The sequence below is a fragment of the Paracoccaceae bacterium genome (assembly GCA_012103375.1).
GTDB lineage: Bacteria > Pseudomonadota > Alphaproteobacteria > Rhodobacterales > Rhodobacteraceae > WLWX01.
This window is the reverse complement of the sequence record WLWX01000001.1, coordinates 3,636,532-3,653,065: the sequence shown is the minus strand read 5'-3', so window position 1 is coordinate 3,653,065 and position 16,534 is coordinate 3,636,532. Positions and strand designations below refer to the sequence as shown.

At 60.6% G+C, this 16,534-nt stretch carries 19 protein-coding genes; 2 read left to right on the top strand and 17 right to left on the bottom strand.

Annotation, left to right across the window (positions count from 1 at the left end):
- The 14 genes from nuoK to GKR99_18605 form a co-directional block, all read right to left on the bottom strand.
- Window positions 1-306 (bottom strand): NADH-quinone oxidoreductase subunit NuoK, encoded by a 306-nt coding sequence (nuoK, locus tag GKR99_18670; GenBank protein NKB29467.1) that lies wholly within the window; start codon window positions 304-306, stop codon window positions 1-3.
- A complete protein-coding gene (locus GKR99_18665) occupies window positions 303-968 on the bottom strand; it encodes an NADH-quinone oxidoreductase subunit J (GenBank protein ID NKB29466.1) in 666 nt (221 codons plus the stop codon). The genes nuoK and GKR99_18665 overlap by 4 nt, the downstream gene beginning before the upstream one ends.
- Entirely contained in the window at window positions 965-1,360 is a 396-nt protein-coding gene (locus GKR99_18660) for a carboxymuconolactone decarboxylase family protein (GenBank protein NKB29465.1), read from the bottom strand. The genes GKR99_18665 and GKR99_18660 overlap by 4 nt, the downstream gene beginning before the upstream one ends.
- On the bottom strand, window positions 1,357-1,851 hold the full coding sequence (gene nuoI / locus GKR99_18655; GenBank protein ID NKB29464.1) for an NADH-quinone oxidoreductase subunit NuoI: 495 nt from the start codon (window positions 1,849-1,851) through the stop codon (window positions 1,357-1,359). The genes GKR99_18660 and nuoI overlap by 4 nt, the downstream gene beginning before the upstream one ends.
- Window positions 1,851-2,621: a methyltransferase domain-containing protein gene (locus tag GKR99_18650; GenBank protein NKB29463.1), complete on the bottom strand. Its 771-nt coding sequence runs from the start codon at window positions 2,619-2,621 to the stop codon at window positions 1,851-1,853. Before GKR99_18650 ends, nuoI begins: the two co-directional genes overlap by 1 nt.
- 5 nt (window positions 2,622-2,626) lie before the next feature.
- The gene (gene nuoH, locus GKR99_18645) at window positions 2,627-3,664 is read right to left on the bottom strand and encodes an NADH-quinone oxidoreductase subunit NuoH (GenBank protein NKB29462.1); all 1,038 of its coding nucleotides are present in this window, start codon (window positions 3,662-3,664) and stop codon (window positions 2,627-2,629) included.
- A 6-nt stretch (window positions 3,665-3,670) separates the two neighbouring features.
- Window positions 3,671-4,036 carry a hypothetical protein gene (locus GKR99_18640; protein ID NKB29461.1) on the bottom strand — a complete coding sequence of 122 codons (366 nt, stop codon included), beginning with the start codon at window positions 4,034-4,036 and terminating at the stop codon, window positions 3,671-3,673.
- 31 nt (window positions 4,037-4,067) lie between these two features.
- Window positions 4,068-6,083: an NADH-quinone oxidoreductase subunit G gene (locus GKR99_18635; GenBank protein ID NKB29460.1), complete on the bottom strand. Its 2,016-nt coding sequence runs from the start codon at window positions 6,081-6,083 to the stop codon at window positions 4,068-4,070.
- A gap of 243 nt (window positions 6,084-6,326) precedes the next feature.
- Window positions 6,327-7,622, bottom strand: a complete 1,296-nt coding sequence (locus GKR99_18630) for a TRAP transporter large permease subunit (protein NKB29459.1) — start codon at window positions 7,620-7,622, stop codon at window positions 6,327-6,329.
- Window positions 7,619-8,203, bottom strand: a complete 585-nt coding sequence (locus tag GKR99_18625; GenBank protein ID NKB29458.1) for a TRAP transporter small permease subunit — start codon at window positions 8,201-8,203, stop codon at window positions 7,619-7,621. Before GKR99_18625 ends, GKR99_18630 begins: the two co-directional genes overlap by 4 nt.
- 27 nt (window positions 8,204-8,230) lie before the next feature.
- Window positions 8,231-9,244: a C4-dicarboxylate ABC transporter gene (locus GKR99_18620; protein NKB29457.1), complete on the bottom strand. Its 1,014-nt coding sequence runs from the start codon at window positions 9,242-9,244 to the stop codon at window positions 8,231-8,233.
- A gap of 286 nt (window positions 9,245-9,530) precedes the next feature.
- Window positions 9,531-10,334: a hypothetical protein gene (locus GKR99_18615; protein ID NKB29456.1), complete on the bottom strand. Its 804-nt coding sequence runs from the start codon at window positions 10,332-10,334 to the stop codon at window positions 9,531-9,533.
- A gap of 45 nt (window positions 10,335-10,379) precedes the next feature.
- Window positions 10,380-10,727 carry a hypothetical protein gene (locus tag GKR99_18610; protein ID NKB29455.1) on the bottom strand — a complete coding sequence of 116 codons (348 nt, stop codon included), beginning with the start codon at window positions 10,725-10,727 and terminating at the stop codon, window positions 10,380-10,382.
- A gap of 128 nt (window positions 10,728-10,855) precedes the next feature.
- Entirely contained in the window at window positions 10,856-11,842 is a 987-nt protein-coding gene (locus tag GKR99_18605) for a hypothetical protein (protein ID NKB29454.1), read from the bottom strand.
- 98 nt (window positions 11,843-11,940) lie between these two features.
- On the opposite strand from GKR99_18605, the gene GKR99_18600 reads away from it, so the two are divergent.
- Together GKR99_18600 and GKR99_18595 are read left to right on the top strand one after the other, a co-directional pair.
- Entirely contained in the window at window positions 11,941-12,555 is a 615-nt protein-coding gene (locus GKR99_18600) for a translation initiation factor IF-3 (GenBank protein NKB29453.1), read from the top strand.
- Window positions 12,556-12,694: 139 nt separating this feature from the next.
- Complete coding sequence (locus GKR99_18595; protein ID NKB29452.1) at window positions 12,695-13,000, top strand: twitching motility protein PilT; 306 nt, start codon at window positions 12,695-12,697, stop codon at window positions 12,998-13,000.
- Between the two features lie 82 nt (window positions 13,001-13,082).
- On the opposite strand, the gene GKR99_18590 is transcribed toward GKR99_18595, so the two are convergent.
- The 3 genes from GKR99_18590 to GKR99_18580 all read right to left on the bottom strand — a co-directional run bounded on the left by GKR99_18590 (window position 13,083) and on the right by GKR99_18580 (window position 16,426).
- A complete protein-coding gene (locus tag GKR99_18590; protein NKB29451.1) occupies window positions 13,083-13,544 on the bottom strand; it encodes a hypothetical protein in 462 nt (153 codons plus the stop codon).
- A gap of 57 nt (window positions 13,545-13,601) precedes the next feature.
- A complete protein-coding gene (locus GKR99_18585; GenBank protein ID NKB29450.1) occupies window positions 13,602-14,078 on the bottom strand; it encodes a hypothetical protein in 477 nt (158 codons plus the stop codon).
- Between the two features lie 206 nt (window positions 14,079-14,284).
- Entirely contained in the window at window positions 14,285-16,426 is a 2,142-nt protein-coding gene (locus tag GKR99_18580) for a malate synthase G (protein ID NKB29449.1), read from the bottom strand.
- Window positions 16,427-16,534 lie beyond the last annotated feature (108 nt).

Below are 16,534 nucleotides of genomic sequence, written 5' to 3'. Positions count from 1 at the left end.
TTAGCCCTTCATCACGTTGACGTCTTCAACGTCGATGGTGCCGCGGTTGCGGAAGAAACAGACGAGGATCGCAAGGCCGATCGCAGCCTCAGCCGCCGCCACGGTCAGCACGAACAGCGTGAAAACTTGCCCCACGAGGTCGCCAAGATAGGCCGAGAACGCCACGAAGTTGATGTTCACCGCCAACAGCATCAACTCGATGCTCATCAGAATGACGATCACGTTCTTGCGGTTCAGAAACAGCCCGAAAATGCCGATCACGAACAGCGCGGCAGCGACGGTGAGGTAGTGTTCGAGTGCGATCATAGTCCCTGCCCCGGTTTCACGTCCTTCAACTCCATCGCCTTGGCCGGGTCGCGCATCATCTGGGCGACGATGTTCTGCCGCTTGATGTCGGTCCGGTGGCGCAGGGTCAGGACGATGGCGCCGATCATCGCGACCAGCAGGATCAGCCCGGCGAGTTGGAAGAGCAGCAAGTAATCGTCGTAGATCAACGTGCCGAGCGCGCGGGTGTTGTGGGTCTGGCTCAGCAGGGCGTCGCTGTCGCTGAACAGGCCTTCGCCCAGATCTTCGGCCCCGACGGCTATCACCGGGGCGGCGCGCTGGCTTTCGGCGATGTCGGCGGACTGCCAGACGCCAAAGGCGATGCCCAGCTGCATCAGCAGGACCACCCCGATCAGCAGCCCCAGCGGCATGTATTTCGCCATTTCGGCCTTCAGCTCGGCGAAATAGACGTCCAGCATCATGACGACGAACAGGAACAGTACCGCGACCGCGCCGACGTAGACGATGATCAGCAGCATCGCGACGAATTCGGCGCCGACCAGAACGAACAGGCCCGCCGAGGACAGGAAGCACAGGATCAGCCACAGAACCGAATGCACGGGGTTGCGGGCGACGACGACCATCAGGCCCCCGGCGACGACCGCAAAGGCGAACAGGTAAAAGGCAAACGCTGCAAACGTCATGTTTCCGCTTCCTTTTCAATCACATCCTGCGCCAGTTCCATGGCTTTGGTCATCGCAGGAACCCCGCCGAACATGGCCATCTGGGCGATCACCTCGGCAATCTCCTGCGCCGTGGCCCCCGCCTCCAACGCGTGGCGCACGGTCAGGCGGATCTGGCTTTCGGCCTGTGCGCCGGTCACGGTCAGCGCGGCCAGCGTCAGGAACAGCCGGGTTTTCGCGTCCAGCCCGCCCTGGTTCAGCGTCTTGCCGAAAAACATCTCCATCATCTCGGACGGCATGGTCGGCATCGCATCTTCAAACGTGCGCGTATTGAACGCGCCGGGGTTGAAGGCCTTGGCCATGTCCTGCCCGCTGTCGAGCATCTGCTGGAAGATTTTGGCAAAATCGCTCATCGGTACGGCGCGTCCAGTTCCAGGTTGCGGGCGATTTCCGCTTCCCAACGGTCGCCGTTCGACAGAAGTTTGTCCTTGTCGTAAAACAGCTCTTCCCGCGTCTCGGTCGAGAATTCGAAGTTCGGGCCTTCGACGATTGCATCCACCGGACACGCCTCCTGACAGAAGCCGCAATAGATGCATTTCGTCATGTCGATGTCGTACCGCGTCGTCCGGCGAGAGCCATCATCGCGCGGTTCGGCATCAATTGTGATCGCCTGCGCGGGGCAGATCGCCTCACACAGTTTGCAGGCGATGCAGCGTTCCTCACCATTCGGATACCGGCGCAGCGCATGTTCGCCACGGAACCGAGGGGACAGCGGCCCTTTTTCATGCGGATAGTTCAGCGTCGCCTTCGGGCTGAAGAAATACTTCAGGCCCAGGCCGAGGCCCTTCCACATGTCCATCAGCAGGAAGTATTTGACGGAGCGGGTGTAGTCGATATTAGCCATTACGCGTCTACCTTTGCATCAAGCCGCGTTTCGCCAGCGTTGTTATGGTCCTGCCACTTCGTTTCATAGTCGCTTTGAAGCACCACATTCTTGATTTCTGCACCCGGGGTGCGTTCGACTTCATAGTAAAGATAAATCCGGCCCGACGGAACTTTGCCCTTAAGGCGCAGGCGTTTGCCCGTGATAGCCGGGTCGCGGAAATTGATCCGATATTTGCCACCGCGTGGGCGCTTGTGAATGCCCATGCATGAATGCACCTCGCAACCGCAATTTCGTGACCAGAACGTCCAGACAAGCTCCGGATTGAACTGATAGATGCCATGTGCCGGCCAACCGTTGAAGCCATTTGCCGAAACGAAACGCCCACCAGGCTTCAGCATGCGAAACACATTTTCCAGCGCGACCGGTACATTAAAAACATGCTCTATGGTGCCGCCATCAAATATGAAATCAAACTGACCTTCCAGTTCAGACGGGATCCGTCGGTTCAGATCGTGAATGATCGACGCTCCCTCATAGTCCGAGAAGTCCATCGCCTCCATTTCGCCGAAGCCCAGCTTGCGCATCATGGTTTCGCAGTAACCGTCTTCCTGTGTAAGGTCGGCATGCGTCAGGTCGCTACCAATATCGGAGAGTGCGCGGTCGAATTTCCAGGCGATCCGCTCTGCCACGGCAAAGCTGTGGCGGCCCAGCATAAGGGTTCGACCCCCGGGCTGAAAGCGCGTCGACAAGTCAGCAAGCTGCTGGAACAATTCGATGTCGACGCCCATCCGCCTCAGCCCCCCACAACCCAGCGCGCATAAGCCCCGCCGAACAGCTCAAACTTCGCGGCAAGCGCCACCCAGACCACCCATGCCAAGCTGAATGGCAGGAAGACTTTCCAGCCCAGCCGCATCAGCTGGTCATAGCGGTAGCGCGGCACCACGGCCTTCACCATCGCGAACAGGAAGAAGAAGAAGCCCATTTTGGCGAGCATCCACAGCGCCCCGTCGGGGATACCGGGGATCGGCGAAAGCCAGCCGCCGAAGAACAGCAGCGTTGTCAACGCGCACATCAGGAAGATCGCGATGTATTCGCCAGCCATGAACAGTAGGAACGGCGTGCTGGAGTATTCGACCTGATAGCCTGCGACCAGTTCGCTCTCTGCCTCGGGCAGGTCGAACGGCGGGCGGTTGGTTTCGGCCAGCGCACTGATGAAGAACAGGAAAACCATCGGGAAGTGTGGCAGCCAGTACCAGTTGAACAACCCATAGTCGCCGGACTGGGCGCGCACGATGTCTCCGAAATTCAAGCTGCCAGTCGTCAGGATCACCCCGATGATGATCAACCCGATCGAGACTTCATAGGAGATCATCTGCGCGGCAGATCGTAGCGAGCCGAGGAACGGATACTTCGAGTTCGACGCCCAACCGCCCATGATCACGCCATAGACCTCAAGGCTGCTTACCGCGAAAACGTAAAGGATCGCGACGTTCAGCTCGGCCAGCACCCAGGTGTCGTTGAACGGGATCACCGCCCAAGCGATCATAGCGAGCACGAAGCTGGTGATCGGGGCCAGCATGAAGACGGTTTTGTCGGCGCCGGCCGGAATCACGACCTCTTTCACCACGTATTTCAGCGCGTCGGCGACCGATTGCAGCAGACCAAAGGCCCCCACAACGTTCGGCCCGCGCCGCATCTGCACGGCTGCCCAGATCTTGCGGTCGCCGTAAACCAGGAACAGCAGGCTGATCATCACAAAGCCAATCACCAGAAGGCTTTGCGCCGCGATGATGACGGCTATCCCGAGGCCGGTTTCAAAGAAGTTTGCCATGATCCCTCATACCGTCGGAATTCCGTCCCGCTTGCAGTCTGCGACCGTTTCACCGGCGTCGATCATGATCGTCCCGGCAGGCCGCTGTGGCGAGATCGTGTAAACAGCATCCGCGCGCCAAACGCCACCCCGCCGGTCCAGATTTGTGCGCAGGTGTCGCGCAAACTCATACCCGCGAATTTGCGTATACCCCGCCGCCGCGCAGTCGGCGAAATCGGTGAGGTCCGACTGGCTGCGCGCGCCCCGCATCGCGACTGTGAATTGCACCAGATCGCCATCCAGAAGTGCGGTTTCCACCGGCTGATAGGTCGGTGTAAACGGACCCTCTTCAACCGGGTCCACCGGCAGGGCGGCGGCGCACCCTGTCAGCAGCGCCACAACAGGAAGGCCGCCGCGCAAAGGATCACTCGGCCGCGATGGCGGGCTTGCGGCGGGCCGCGGCGTTGGCGCTAAGCTCTGCCATCAGGGCGCTGGCTCGTGCAATCGGGTTGGTGAGGTAATGATCGCTGATCGCGGGGGCAAAATCACCCGAGCAGGCCCCGGGTGCCACCGGCGTCCAGCCGTTGTCCGCAACCTCGTCAATCGCGTCCAGATGCGGATGCGCCGCGACCATGGCCGCGCGCAGCGCATTCAGCGAATCGTAAGGCAGTGTCGCCCCCAGTTCCGCCGAAAGCGCCCTCAGGATCGCCCAGTTTTCCTTGGCCTCGCCCGGCGGGAACGACGCGCGCAGCGCCATCTGAGGGCGCCCTTCGGTATTCACGAATATCCCCGATTCCTCGGTCCAGGCCGCCGCTGGCAAAATGATATCGGCGCGGTGCGCACCCCGGTCACCGTGGCTGCCCTGATAGATCACGGTTGGCCCGGCGGGGATGTCGCCCTCGTCCACGCCAAGCGAATAGACCACCTCGGCCCCGTCCAACGCTGCTGATATCCCGCCCTCGGTCACGGCGCCCACGTCCATTGCGCCGACGCGGCCCGCAGCGGTGTGCAGCACCAGCATCCGGCTTTGCGTCATCTCGGCGAATTTCATTGCGTGGCCCAGAACCTCGGCCCCGTCTTCGCGCGCCAAAGCGCCCTGCCCGACGATCACGATCGTGTCTTTGCCATGGGCGTCGGTATGCGACCCCTCGGTCATCTTGGCCAGATCGCCCGCGCCTGTGCCCAGATGATGATAGTCATAGGTCAGGTCGACCGCCTGGCCGACAACACCGATCTTCGCGCCATTCAGCCACGCCTTGCGGATACGGGCGTTCAAAACCGGAGCCTCCGCCCGCGGGTTGGTCCCGATCAGCATGATCGCCTTGGCGCTGTCGATGTCATCAATCTGCGCCGTGCCGACATAAGCGCTGCGGTTGCCGACCGGCAGTTTCGCACCATCCGTGCGGCATTCGACGTGACCGCCCTGCCCTTCGATCAACCCTTTCAGCGAAAACGCCGCCTCAACCGGGGCCAGATCACCGACCAGCCCGGCCAGCTTCTTGCCCTTCATGGCAGTGGCCGCCGCGACAAGCGCCTCGGGCCAGGTGGCAGGCTTCAGCTTGCCATCGACCCGGACATAAGGCTGATCCAGCCGCTGGCGGCGCAGCCCGTCCCAGACGAAACGGGACTTATCGCTCAGCCATTCCTCGTTCACGCCATCATGGTTGCGCGGCAGCATCCGCATCACTTCGCGCCCTTTGGTATCCACCCGGATGTTGGAACCCAGCGCGTCCATGACGTCGATGGTTTCGGTCTTCGACAGTTCCCACGGGCGGGCGGTGAAAGCGTATGGTTTGGACGTCAGCGCCCCGACCGGGCACAGATCAATGATGTTGCCCTGCAATTCGCTGTCCAGCGTTTCGCCCAGATAGGCGGTAATCTCGGCATCTTCACCCCGGCCCGTCTGGCCCATCTGATGAATGCCGGCAACCTCGGTCGTGAACCGCACGCAGCGGGTGCAGGAAATGCAGCGCGTCATATGGGTTTCGACCAGCGGGCCAAGATCCAGATCCTCGGTCGCGCGCTTCACCTCGCGGTAGCGGGAAAAATCGACGCCATAGGCCATCGCCTGATCCTGCAAGTCACATTCGCCGCCCTGATCACAGATCGGGCAATCCAGTGGGTGGTTGATCAGCAGGAATTCCATCACCCCCTCACGCGCCTTCTTGACCATGGGAGAGTTCGTCTTGACCACCGGAGGTTGCCCTTCCGGGCCGGGGCGCAGATCCCTGACCTGCATCGCGCAGGAGGCCGCGGGCTTGGGCGGCCCACCGACAACCTCGACCAGACACATCCGGCAGTTTCCGGCGATTGACAGGCGTTCGTGATAACAGAACCGGGGAATTTCGACCCCCGCCTGTTCGCAGGCCTGAATCAGGGTCAGGGCCGGGTCACATTCGACCTCATGCTCGTCAATGATGATTTTGCGCAGATCAGCCATATCGGTCCTTCCAGGGCGCAGATCACGCGCCGGTCGCAATCGCCCCTGCCTTTTGCCCGGTTCTGACCGGCAGGAAAAGGGCGTGAGGCGGGATTTTCTGCGATATCGGGGGAATAGTGTGGGCCGATTGGTCCTACGGGTGTGAATGGCCCGGACATGATGGTGCTCTGGCACGCCATTTGCGCGGCCTCAACCCGGAATGGCGGCGGTCAAAGGGCGTCTGCTTTTGCGGGGTCCGTCCCCCTACCCCAGATACCCGAACATCCTTGGCAACCACAGCACCAGCCCCGGCGACAGGATCAGCACCAGTAGCGCGCCGATCAGGACAAGGACGAAGGGGATGACTTCGCGAATAATCTCACCCAGCGGAATGCGGGTCACGGCGTTAATGACGAACAACAGGATGCCATAGGGCGGCGTAATCAGGCCGATCATGCAATTGACCACCGCGACGACGCCGAAATGGACCAGGTCGATCCCAAGCTCTCGGCAGGTGGGCAGGAACAGCGGGATAATCACCAGGATGATCGTGGTCGCATCCAGTACACAGCCCAGCAGCAGGATCAGCACGTTGACGCCCAGCAGGAAGACGATCGGATCGACATCCAGATCGACCAGCGCATTGGCCAGCATGCCGGGGATATTCTCGGACGCGACGACAAAGTTCAGGATCAGCGCCCCGCCAATCACCAGACCCACGGCAGCAGACGACCGCGCGCTTTCCACAAGGATCCGATAGAAGTTGGCGATGCTGAGGGCGCGGTAAAACACCGCCGCCAGGATCAGCGCATAAAAGGCGGCGACGGCGGCAGCCTCGGTCGGGGTCGTGACGCCGCCGTAAATGCCATAAAGCAGAATCGCGGGCATCAGCAGCGCTGGGAAGGCGTTGAAGGTCAGGGCCGGCAGCTCGGCCAGAGGCACAGCGTCTTCGGTCAGGAAGCCCCGGCGGACCGAGATGACATAGTTCATCCCCATCAGCACGCCGCCCATGAACAGCCCCGGTACGATGCCGCCCAGAAACAGGAACCCGATCGAGGTGTTTGACACCAGCGCATACAGCACCATCGGGATTGACGGCGGGATGATCGGGCCGATGGTGGCCGAGGCAGCGGTGATCGCCGCCGCGTACCCACGCGTATAGTGACCCGACTTGGTCATCATCCCGATGATGATCTTGCCGATGCCTGCCGCGTCTGCAACCGCACTGCCGGACATGCCCGAGAAGATCAGTGATGCCACGACGTTCACATGCCCCAGCCCGCCCTTGAACCGGCCCACCAGCCCGACGCAGAACCGCAGCAACCGGTCCGATATTGTGCCAGCGTTCATAATGTTCGCGGCAACGATGAACAGCGGCACGGCCAGCAGGATAAAGCTGTTATACAGCCCGTCCATCAGCACCTTGCCCGCAATCCCAACGCCACCCCCGCTGACCGTCAGATAGACGAAGGATGCCAGCAGGATCGCATAGGCAATCGGCATGCCGATGCCTGCCATCACGAACAGGGTGACAAGGCACAGCGTGAATTCAAGGGTCATGTGCCGGCCTCTTCCGCCGAGGTCTCGGCCAGTTCTTCATAATGATGCAGATCGGATTCCGCGCCGTTCTTCAGGATGTCCCAGGTGCGCCAGGCATAACGCAGGGCGACGATGGCGAGGAAACCGAAGTAGATCGAATAGACATGGCGCACGCGAATCCAGTCGCCGAACACGGTGGACAGGGTCGGCGTTTTTTTCAGGCGCAGGATATGGAATTTCTCCCACGTCGGCCCGAATGAGGCCAACAGTCCAACGCAGATCGCGACGGCCGCGAAAATGGCAAACCATTTACGCATCGTCGGGCTGACGTTGGTGTAAACGATGTCGAAAATCACATGATCCCGCTGGCGCACGATGAACGCATTGCCCCAGAACACGATCCAGACCCACATCAGCAGGCAGAATTCCAGCGTCCAGCCGTATCCGTTGGGATCAAGGATCGGGATCGCCTCGGCGATCCATTCAGCGCGCGCGGTATAGCGCACGGTGACTTGCAGGATGAATGTCGCAAACATGGCGGCCATCAACATGGCCGCCACGAATTCCGCGCCGCGGTTGATCCAAGCGAATACTGGCTTCATCGGATCCCCCGCAGCGCTGCTTTCAGATCAGTTGCCCAGCGCGTTGATCTGGTCCAGCACGCCTTCGGGCCAATCGGCCGAGGCATCGGTATCCAGGTACATCGACTGAACATGGCTGCGGAACGCGGCCTGATCGGGCTCATAAATCTCGACACCCTGCTCACGAATGAACGAGGCGAGCGAGTTTTCCTTGTCCAGCTGACGCAGACGACCAACCGAAGCGGCTGCATCGGCAGCGGCCTGAACGGCGACCTGCTGTTCAGCGCTCAGACCATCCCAGACCGCTTTCGAGAAGGCGACATAGTTCAGGTCAACCAGATGCGCGGTCAGCACGATTTGATTGGTCACCTCATAGAACTTGGCGTCTACGACGGTCGGCAACGGGTTATCCTGACCGTCAACCGATCCGGTCGACAACGCGGTGTAGACCTCGGTAAAGGCCATCGGCGTCGGGTTCGCACCCAGCGCTTTGCCCAGGAACTGCCACGCATCCGTGCCCGGCATCCGCAGGTTCACCCCGGCCAGATCCGCAGGCGTCATCACCGTCAGCTCTTCTTTCGTCTGACGCAGGTTCACGTGGCGCTTGCCCAGATACATGACGCTCAGCAGTTTCACGCCCAGCTCATCTTCCACCTTCTGCTTGAAGGGGGCCATCAGCGGATCATTGAACACGCGCACCTGATGCGCGGCGTCCTGATGGACATAGCCCGTCGCGAAGATCGAGAATTCGGGGAAGAACTGTGCCAGTTCCTGCGCCGAAGTGATCGACATCTCCAGATCGCCCGACGCAATCGCCTCAAGCTCCGAGTTCTGCGCGATCAGCGAGCCGTTGTAATGCGGCTCATACGTCGCAAAGCCCGAAACGGCAGGTGCGAAGACCTGTTCCAGCGCCAAAGAACGCTGATCGCTGGCAGATGCCGGCGTCGACATGCGCAACGTGATGGCATGGCTGTCGGCAAAAGCCGGTGCAGCGATGCCCGCGCCAAGCGTCAGCGCGCTGAGCGACGCTATCGCGGCACGGCGGGTTAGTTTGGTTAACATTATATTCCTCCCTAGGATCAGACCGTCACAATAAGGTCAAAATCCTTATTGTGAATAGATTAGTTTTCGCAAGATATTTTCGATAATATCAGGTATTTTTTCCTGAATGGCAAAAGACGTGCCATTTAGGTTGGCCTTGTATCAGGCAGGGTTCTGCTCGACCTTGTGCCATGCGATGCCGACCCGCAACGCCCGTTGACGGGCCGCGAAAAACGCATACGCCGAGATATTTCGGGCAAATCCCGACCGCGCCACATAGCGCTACGTCAAACCCCGTACCTGCCGCTTACCGGCGCCAGAAACTGCGCGCGGCCCTTGCAGCGCGCGCGTCAATCCGCGCCCCTGATCCATGCAGCGCCCGGCGGCGCAAATCGCTTGCCGGTGTGGTCACAAGCCGCGCCAGAAACGCCTCCAGCTCGGCCAGATGCACACCTGATCGTCCGGGCTGAAACACCGGCGCGTTCAGCATCTTCAGGCAGACATCTGGGTCATCTTCTATGCGCAACACCTCGGCCACCAGGGCGTCCAGGGATGCTAATTCATTGGCATTGACGAATGCCGCCGGGTTGAAATCCTCCGTAACCAGCGGATCACCCCAATAAATCGGGATCGTGCGCGCCGCAAAGGATTGCACGATCTTCTCGGTACAGTAACCGGGATGGCTGGCGTTTTCATAGGCCATCGAGAACCGGTACCGGCCAAGGAACTGCGCCTTTGCCTGCGCTCCGGGCAGCGTTTTCTCTAACTGCTGCAACGCATCGGTATTGCGCAGATGCTTGCCCCCCGAAGCAACCCCGCGGGCGGCATCAAATGCCGCAAAAGCATCACCGCGATGGGGCGCACTGTGGGTCGAGGCCGACACGACATAACCACAGAACCCGTCCCGCGCATCAAGATCCTGTCGGGTCAACGCAGCGCGCGGTTCGCAGATCTGCTGATACTCGTCATAGATCGTATACAAAGGACACCTGAGGTAGCGATCGCCAAAGACGATCGGATCAAAACCAATCGCATAATCACAGTGGTTGAAATTGGCCGATTGTGTTGAAAAACTCCGTTTTAGGGCCTGAACGATGATTTTTCTTTCCATGCAGCCCGATCCTAAATTTTTGGCGCGGGGGTCGGCCCAAATCGCCTACATGCGCTCACGCGCAGCCATGCGCTGTCTCGTGGTCAAAGCTTTCCGACTATTTCGCTTCATAGGTTTTCGCAAGAAATCCGCGACGCTCTGATTTCGGAGTTTTTCAACACAATCCGCCGAGATATTCTCTCCGGTGAAAAAAACCTTGATGCAATCTTCGCCCATGAAGGCAAAATGCCCATCGGGCCGGTAAGGCTTGCGACCAAAGTTCGAGAAGAAGCACAAATCCGGTCGCTCAGTCACGACCTTGATGCTGGCGTGGCGGCGCATCAGCTTTGTAAACAGATTGGTCTCGGGCTTAAAACTGCCCCAGAAATCTGTGAAAGCCACTCGAACAGTCATCTATGCGCTCTTTCGAAAATTTGGGCTGCTACTGCGCTGGCTACCAGGCATCCGGGAAAAGAAAAACCGCGCCGTTTGCACGACGCGGTAATCAGGGTTCATGTCACTGGCGTTGATCCCGTCGGGGATCAACCTTCGACGTTCAGTGCCTTGCGCACGGTTTCGATCGCAGCGTCCAGCAGCGGACCACTTTCAGGGGCCGCGTCCACCAGTGATTTCAGGCCGGTTTTGCGCAGCGGGTTCAGATCGGATGCGTCAATCGCTTCGCTGACCTTGGCCGCATCCCAACCTTCGCTGGTCAGCAGAACGTTCAGATCCGGCGTCATCGCATCGCCAAGGGCCGCATCGGCCATCGGTTCGGCGGCGTCTTCTGCCATTGCGACGGCTTCACCGGCCGCATCTTCAGTCGATTCCATGGCATCATCAGCCATCTCTGTCGCGGCCTCAGTGGTGTCCTCAGCCATCTCCGTCGCGGCTTCAGCGGTATCCTCAGCCATTTCGGTCGCAGCCTCGGCGGTATCTTCAGCCATCTCAGTCGCGGCCTCAGTGGTATCCTCAGCCATCTCTGTCGCAGCTTCGGCGGTATCCTCAGCCATCTCCGTCGCGGCTTCAGCGGTGTCCTCAGCCATCTCTGTCGCAGCCTCGGTGGTATCCTCAGCCATCTCGGTCGCGGCCTCAGTGGTATCCTCAGCCATCTCTTCGGCCATCTCCGTCGCTGCGCCTGTCGTTTCTGCGGCGTCTTCGCTGGCATCGCTCACGGCGTCCGAAACGGCATCTGCTGCATTCTCGGCACTTTCGACGGCACCCTCAACCGCGCCTTCGACGACATCGCTGACAGCATCCGCCGCATTCTCCAGCCCTTCCGAGACTGCATCCGCAGCCTCCTCAGCCGCTTCCGTCACAGCTTCGGCGACTTCTTCGGTTGCCGTTTCCACAGCCTCTGCTGCGGAGTCCGTCGCCTCTTCCACCTCAACGGCAGCTTCTGCAGCCACCGACTCGGCCGCGTCCTCGACCTCGGTCGTGGCCACCGGCGCCGGATCGTCGTTGCGCACGATTAGCAGCACGGCCCCGATAACGGCGGCGGCAGTAATGATATAAATGATCGTTCTGTTCATGGGTCCCACCCTTGGCTGGCTGAATTTCGCCCGACGTAGTCCTGTCCGGGGCAAAGTTCCAGCCCCGATGCGCGGCTTCTTGCCGTATTGGCCCTTGAATGCCCCTCGTCCGCGCCCTAATTTGCGCGCTCAGGACGACGACAACCATAAAAGGAAGACCTGCCATCGCTCGCAGACCTCACAACGCGCCTCCGGTGCGTGAAACCGGCCCCCGCGTCAATGATCGCATCCGGGCCACGGAAATCCGCCTTATCGGCGCTGACGGTGAAAACGTGGGTGTCGTGACACCCGAACGCGGAATGCAGCTGGCTGACGAAGCCGGGCTCGACCTCGTTGAAATCTCGCCCAACGCCACACCGCCTGTCGTCAAGATCATGGACTTCGGCAAGTTCAAGTACGAGACGCAGAAACGCGAAAGCGAAGCGCGCAAGAAACAGAAGATCATCGAGGTGAAAGAGGTCAAGTTTCGGCCCAACACCGATGTGCATGACTATGACGTCAAAATGCGCAACGTGACCAAGTTTCTGGAAAACGGCGACAAGGTAAAGGTCACACTGCGCTTCCGGGGTCGCGAGATGGCACACCTGAACCTCGGGCGTGAACTGCTTGAACGGGTCGCGGATGATGTCGAAGCGGCCGCGCTGGGCAAGATCGAGAATATGCCCAAGATGGAAGGCCGTCAGATGGTGATGATGATCGGCCCGACGAAATAACACCGCTCAAGCAGTTATCGAAACCGCCATAGACAATCGACAGAAAGGCCCCCACCCGGGGCCTTTTTCATGCCCGGCAGTCGAAAAAACCCGCCGCCCCGTCTTCTCGTTGAAAATATCTTGGGGAGTCTACAGCCCGATGCTGTTCGGCAAACGTTGGGCCGAAGGGTCGGGGGTCGAGCTCGGCGCGGCCAGCGCCATGCCCGTCGGCGCAATGCTGTTGCAACTGCTCGCGCTGTTCGGCCTCGCCTGCCTCGTCAGCCGCACGGCGATGACCCACGACCTCTATACTGCGATCATCGGCATCCTGACGGCGGCAGCTTTCGTCACCTCAACCGGCAAGTTCAGCGGCAAATCAACCTACGCATTGGTCGTCGACGGCGGCTACATCATCGCCGCAGGCGCCCTGATGATCGTGATCCGGGGCATCGCCGGAGCAATGTGAGGCTGCCCTGGCCCATCATTGACCCCAATATATCCCCGCCGGAGGCTCCCCACTCGTGCCACCAATCCGACGGTGCGGGGGTTCACGCGCTTCGCCGCAACCCCGCCGCGCCCGACCGCCAGTCGCGCGCGGCATCGCCGAACGCCTCAAACAGTTTGCGCGACACCGGATCAGCAGCGGCGTTATACTCCGGGTGCCACTGCACCCCGAGTGAGAATCCCCGCGCATCACGCACATAGACCGCCTCGGGCGTGCCATCATCGGCGCGCCCGTCGATCACCAGACGCGGACCCGGCATATCAATCCCTTGCCCGTGCAGCGTATTGGTGCGCACCACATCGCTGCCCATCAGCGTCGCGAACGGCCCGCCGGGCGTGAAATGCACATCATGGCGGATTGTGTTGAAAAACTCCGAAATCAGAGCGTCGCGGATTTCTTGCGAAAACCTATGAAGCGAAATAGTCGGAAAGCTTTGACCACGAGACAGCGCATGGCTGCGCGTGAGCGCATGTAGGCGATTTGGGCCGACCCCCGCGCCAAAAATTTAGGATCGGGCTGCATGGAAAGAAAAATCATCGTTCAGGCCCTAAAACGGAGTTTTTCAACACAATCGGCGCAGGGCGAATTTCTCCTCCAGCGTGCCATCAGGCGGCATGCGGTGGTTCATCCGCCCCGGCAGATCGCGAATTTCCGGATGCAGGGTGGCGCCAAACGCGACACTCAACTCCTGAAAGCCCAGACACACCGCAAAGATCGGCTGCGCCCGCTCAACACAGGCCCGGATCAACGGCAGCGCCAGCCGATCCCGCGAGCGGTTGAAATCGCCATGCGCAGGCGTCGCCGCCTGCCCGTATTCTTCCGGGTGCACGTTGGGCCGCCCGCCGGTGAACAGAAACCGGTCACAAGCCGCCATCAGATCGTCCAGATCGACCAGGTCAGGATCCGGTGGCACCAGCAAAGGCAAACAATCCGACACGCCCGAGATCGCCTCGGACAACATCGTCCCGACCCCGTGCACCAGATAATCATCATTAATCAGATGCTGGTTGCCGATAATTCCAATGACCGCGCGCGCCATGCAATTCTCCGTCGAAGATCCCGCACTTTATAAGCGCTCGCCATGTCCGGGGCCACCATCTTTCACAGATGCGATGCCGCGCTCATATCTTTTCGCCAAAAATACTCCGGGGGGTCTGGGGGGCTGGGGGGGTCTGGGGGGCTGGTCGGGGGGTCTGGGGGGCTGGCCCCTCCTGCCATCGCCCGCGGCCACGAACCGGCGGATTTTCAATCCGACGGCCCCTGCCCCTTCAACTCCAACCGCCGCGCATGCAGCACGGGTTCAGTATAGCCGGACGGTTGCGCACGCCCTTCAAACACCAGATCGCAGGCCGCCTTGAACGCAACCCCGTCGAACCCCGGCCCCATTGGCTGATAGAACGGATCATCGGCGTTCTGCCGATCCACCACAGCAGCCATTTTCTTCATCCCCGCCATCACCTGATCTGCGCTGATCACCCCATGATGCAACCAGTTCGCCAGCGCTTGCGAGGATATTCGGCAGGTCGCGCGATCCTCCATCAACCCGACATCGTGAATGTCCGGCACCTTGGAACAGCCGACCCCCTGATCCACCCAGCGCACCACATAGCCCAGGATGCCCTGCGCGTTGTTGTCGATCTCGTCAGAAATCTCGACGTCCGACCAGTTGCGCCCCTCAGCCAAAGGGATCGTCAACAGATCGTCCAGCGTGCCGCGCGGGCCGCCTGCCGCCAGCTCGGCCTGTCGCGCAGGCACATCGACGGCGTGATAATGCGTCGCATGCAGCGTCGCAGCGGTCGGTGACGGCACCCAGGCGCAATTCGCACCCGCCATCGGGTGGCCGATTTTTTCGTCCAGCATCGCCGCCATCCGGTCCGGCGCCGCCCACATGCCCTTGCCGATCTGCGCCTTCCCGGCCAGCCCACAAGCCAGCCCAATGTCGACATTGCGATCCTCATACGCCGCGATCCAGGGCGTCGATTTCATCTGCCCCTTGCGGATCATCGGCCCCGCCTCCATCGAGGTATGAATCTCATCCCCCGTCCGATCCAGGAACCCGGTGTTGATAAACGCAACCCTGTGCCGCGCCGCGCGGATGCATTCCTTGAGGTTCGCGCTTGTCCGCCGCTCCTCATCCATGATCCCCAGCTTGACGGTGTATTGCGGCAGCCCCAATGCCGCCTCGACCGCCGTGAACAGATCATCCGTGAAGGCAACCTCATCCGGCCCATGCATCTTCGGCTTCACGACATAGGTCGACCCTTCGTCCGAGTTTCCGCCCTCGCGATCAAGATCATGCATCCCGATCAGCACGGTGATCATCGCGTCCAGCAACCCCTCGAACACCTCGTTCCCGTCGCCGTCCAGCACCGCCGGATTGGCCATCAGATGCCCGACATTCCGAACCAGCATCAGCGCGCGGCCTTTCAGCGTAATCTCTCCGCCGCCGGGCCATTGGTATGTGTGATCGGGGTTTAGTGCGCGGTTGAAAGTCTTGCCGCCCTTGGTCACGCTTTCCTCAAGATCGCCCCGCATCAGACCCAGCCAGTTGCGATAGGCGACGACCTTGTCTTCGGCATCGACACAAGCCACCGAATCTTCCAGATCCATGATCACAGTGATCGCGGCCTCCAACCGGATGTCGTTGACGCCAGCGGGATCCGTTGCGCCAATACTGCCTTTGCGTGACACATCAATCTCGATGTGCAACCCATTGTTCAACAGCAATATTGAGTCCGGAGAAGATGGATCACCCGTGAATCCCACAAACTGATCGGGATCTGCCAGCGGGGGCACCAACGCCCCAGCGACGACCGTGTACCCCGCACAATCCGCATGGCGGCCTGATGCCAGCGGCGCGGCCCGATCCAGGAAATCCTTAGCCCAACCCACAACACGCGCACCGCGCTCGGGATCGAACGCCTTGCCACTCGGCGCATCGCCCAAAGCATCGGTGCCGTACGACGCATCATAGAGCGACCCCCACCTCGCATTCGCCGCGTTCAGCGCATAGCGTGCGTTGGTGATCGGAACCACCAGCTGAGGGCCCGGAATGGTCGCAATCTCTGCGTCGATATTGTCCGTATCAATCGCGAAACCCGCCCCTTCGGGAACCAGATACCCAATGTCGCGCAAGAAGCGCTGATACGCGTCTGCGTCATGGGGCTGGCCCAACCGCTGACGATGCCAGTCGTCGATCTTTGACTGTAACGCTTCACGTTCACCCAATAACTCTCTGTTTCGGGGAGAAAACTTAGAAACGATATCTGCCAGAGATGTCCAGAAATGCGCCGCGTCGATCCCGGTGCCGGGCAGCGCTTCGCCCTCAACAAAAGCGGCCAGCTCGCTTGCCACCTGTAGCCCGTCACGTTCTGTTCGATCCGTCATATCCGGCCCTTCAACTGTCTGGTTCAGCGCAAAATCCGGCGGACCCTAGAACCATGGCAGGCAAGTCGCAAGCGCGCCCCTCTGCGCAGGTGGACGCCCAGCCGCCGC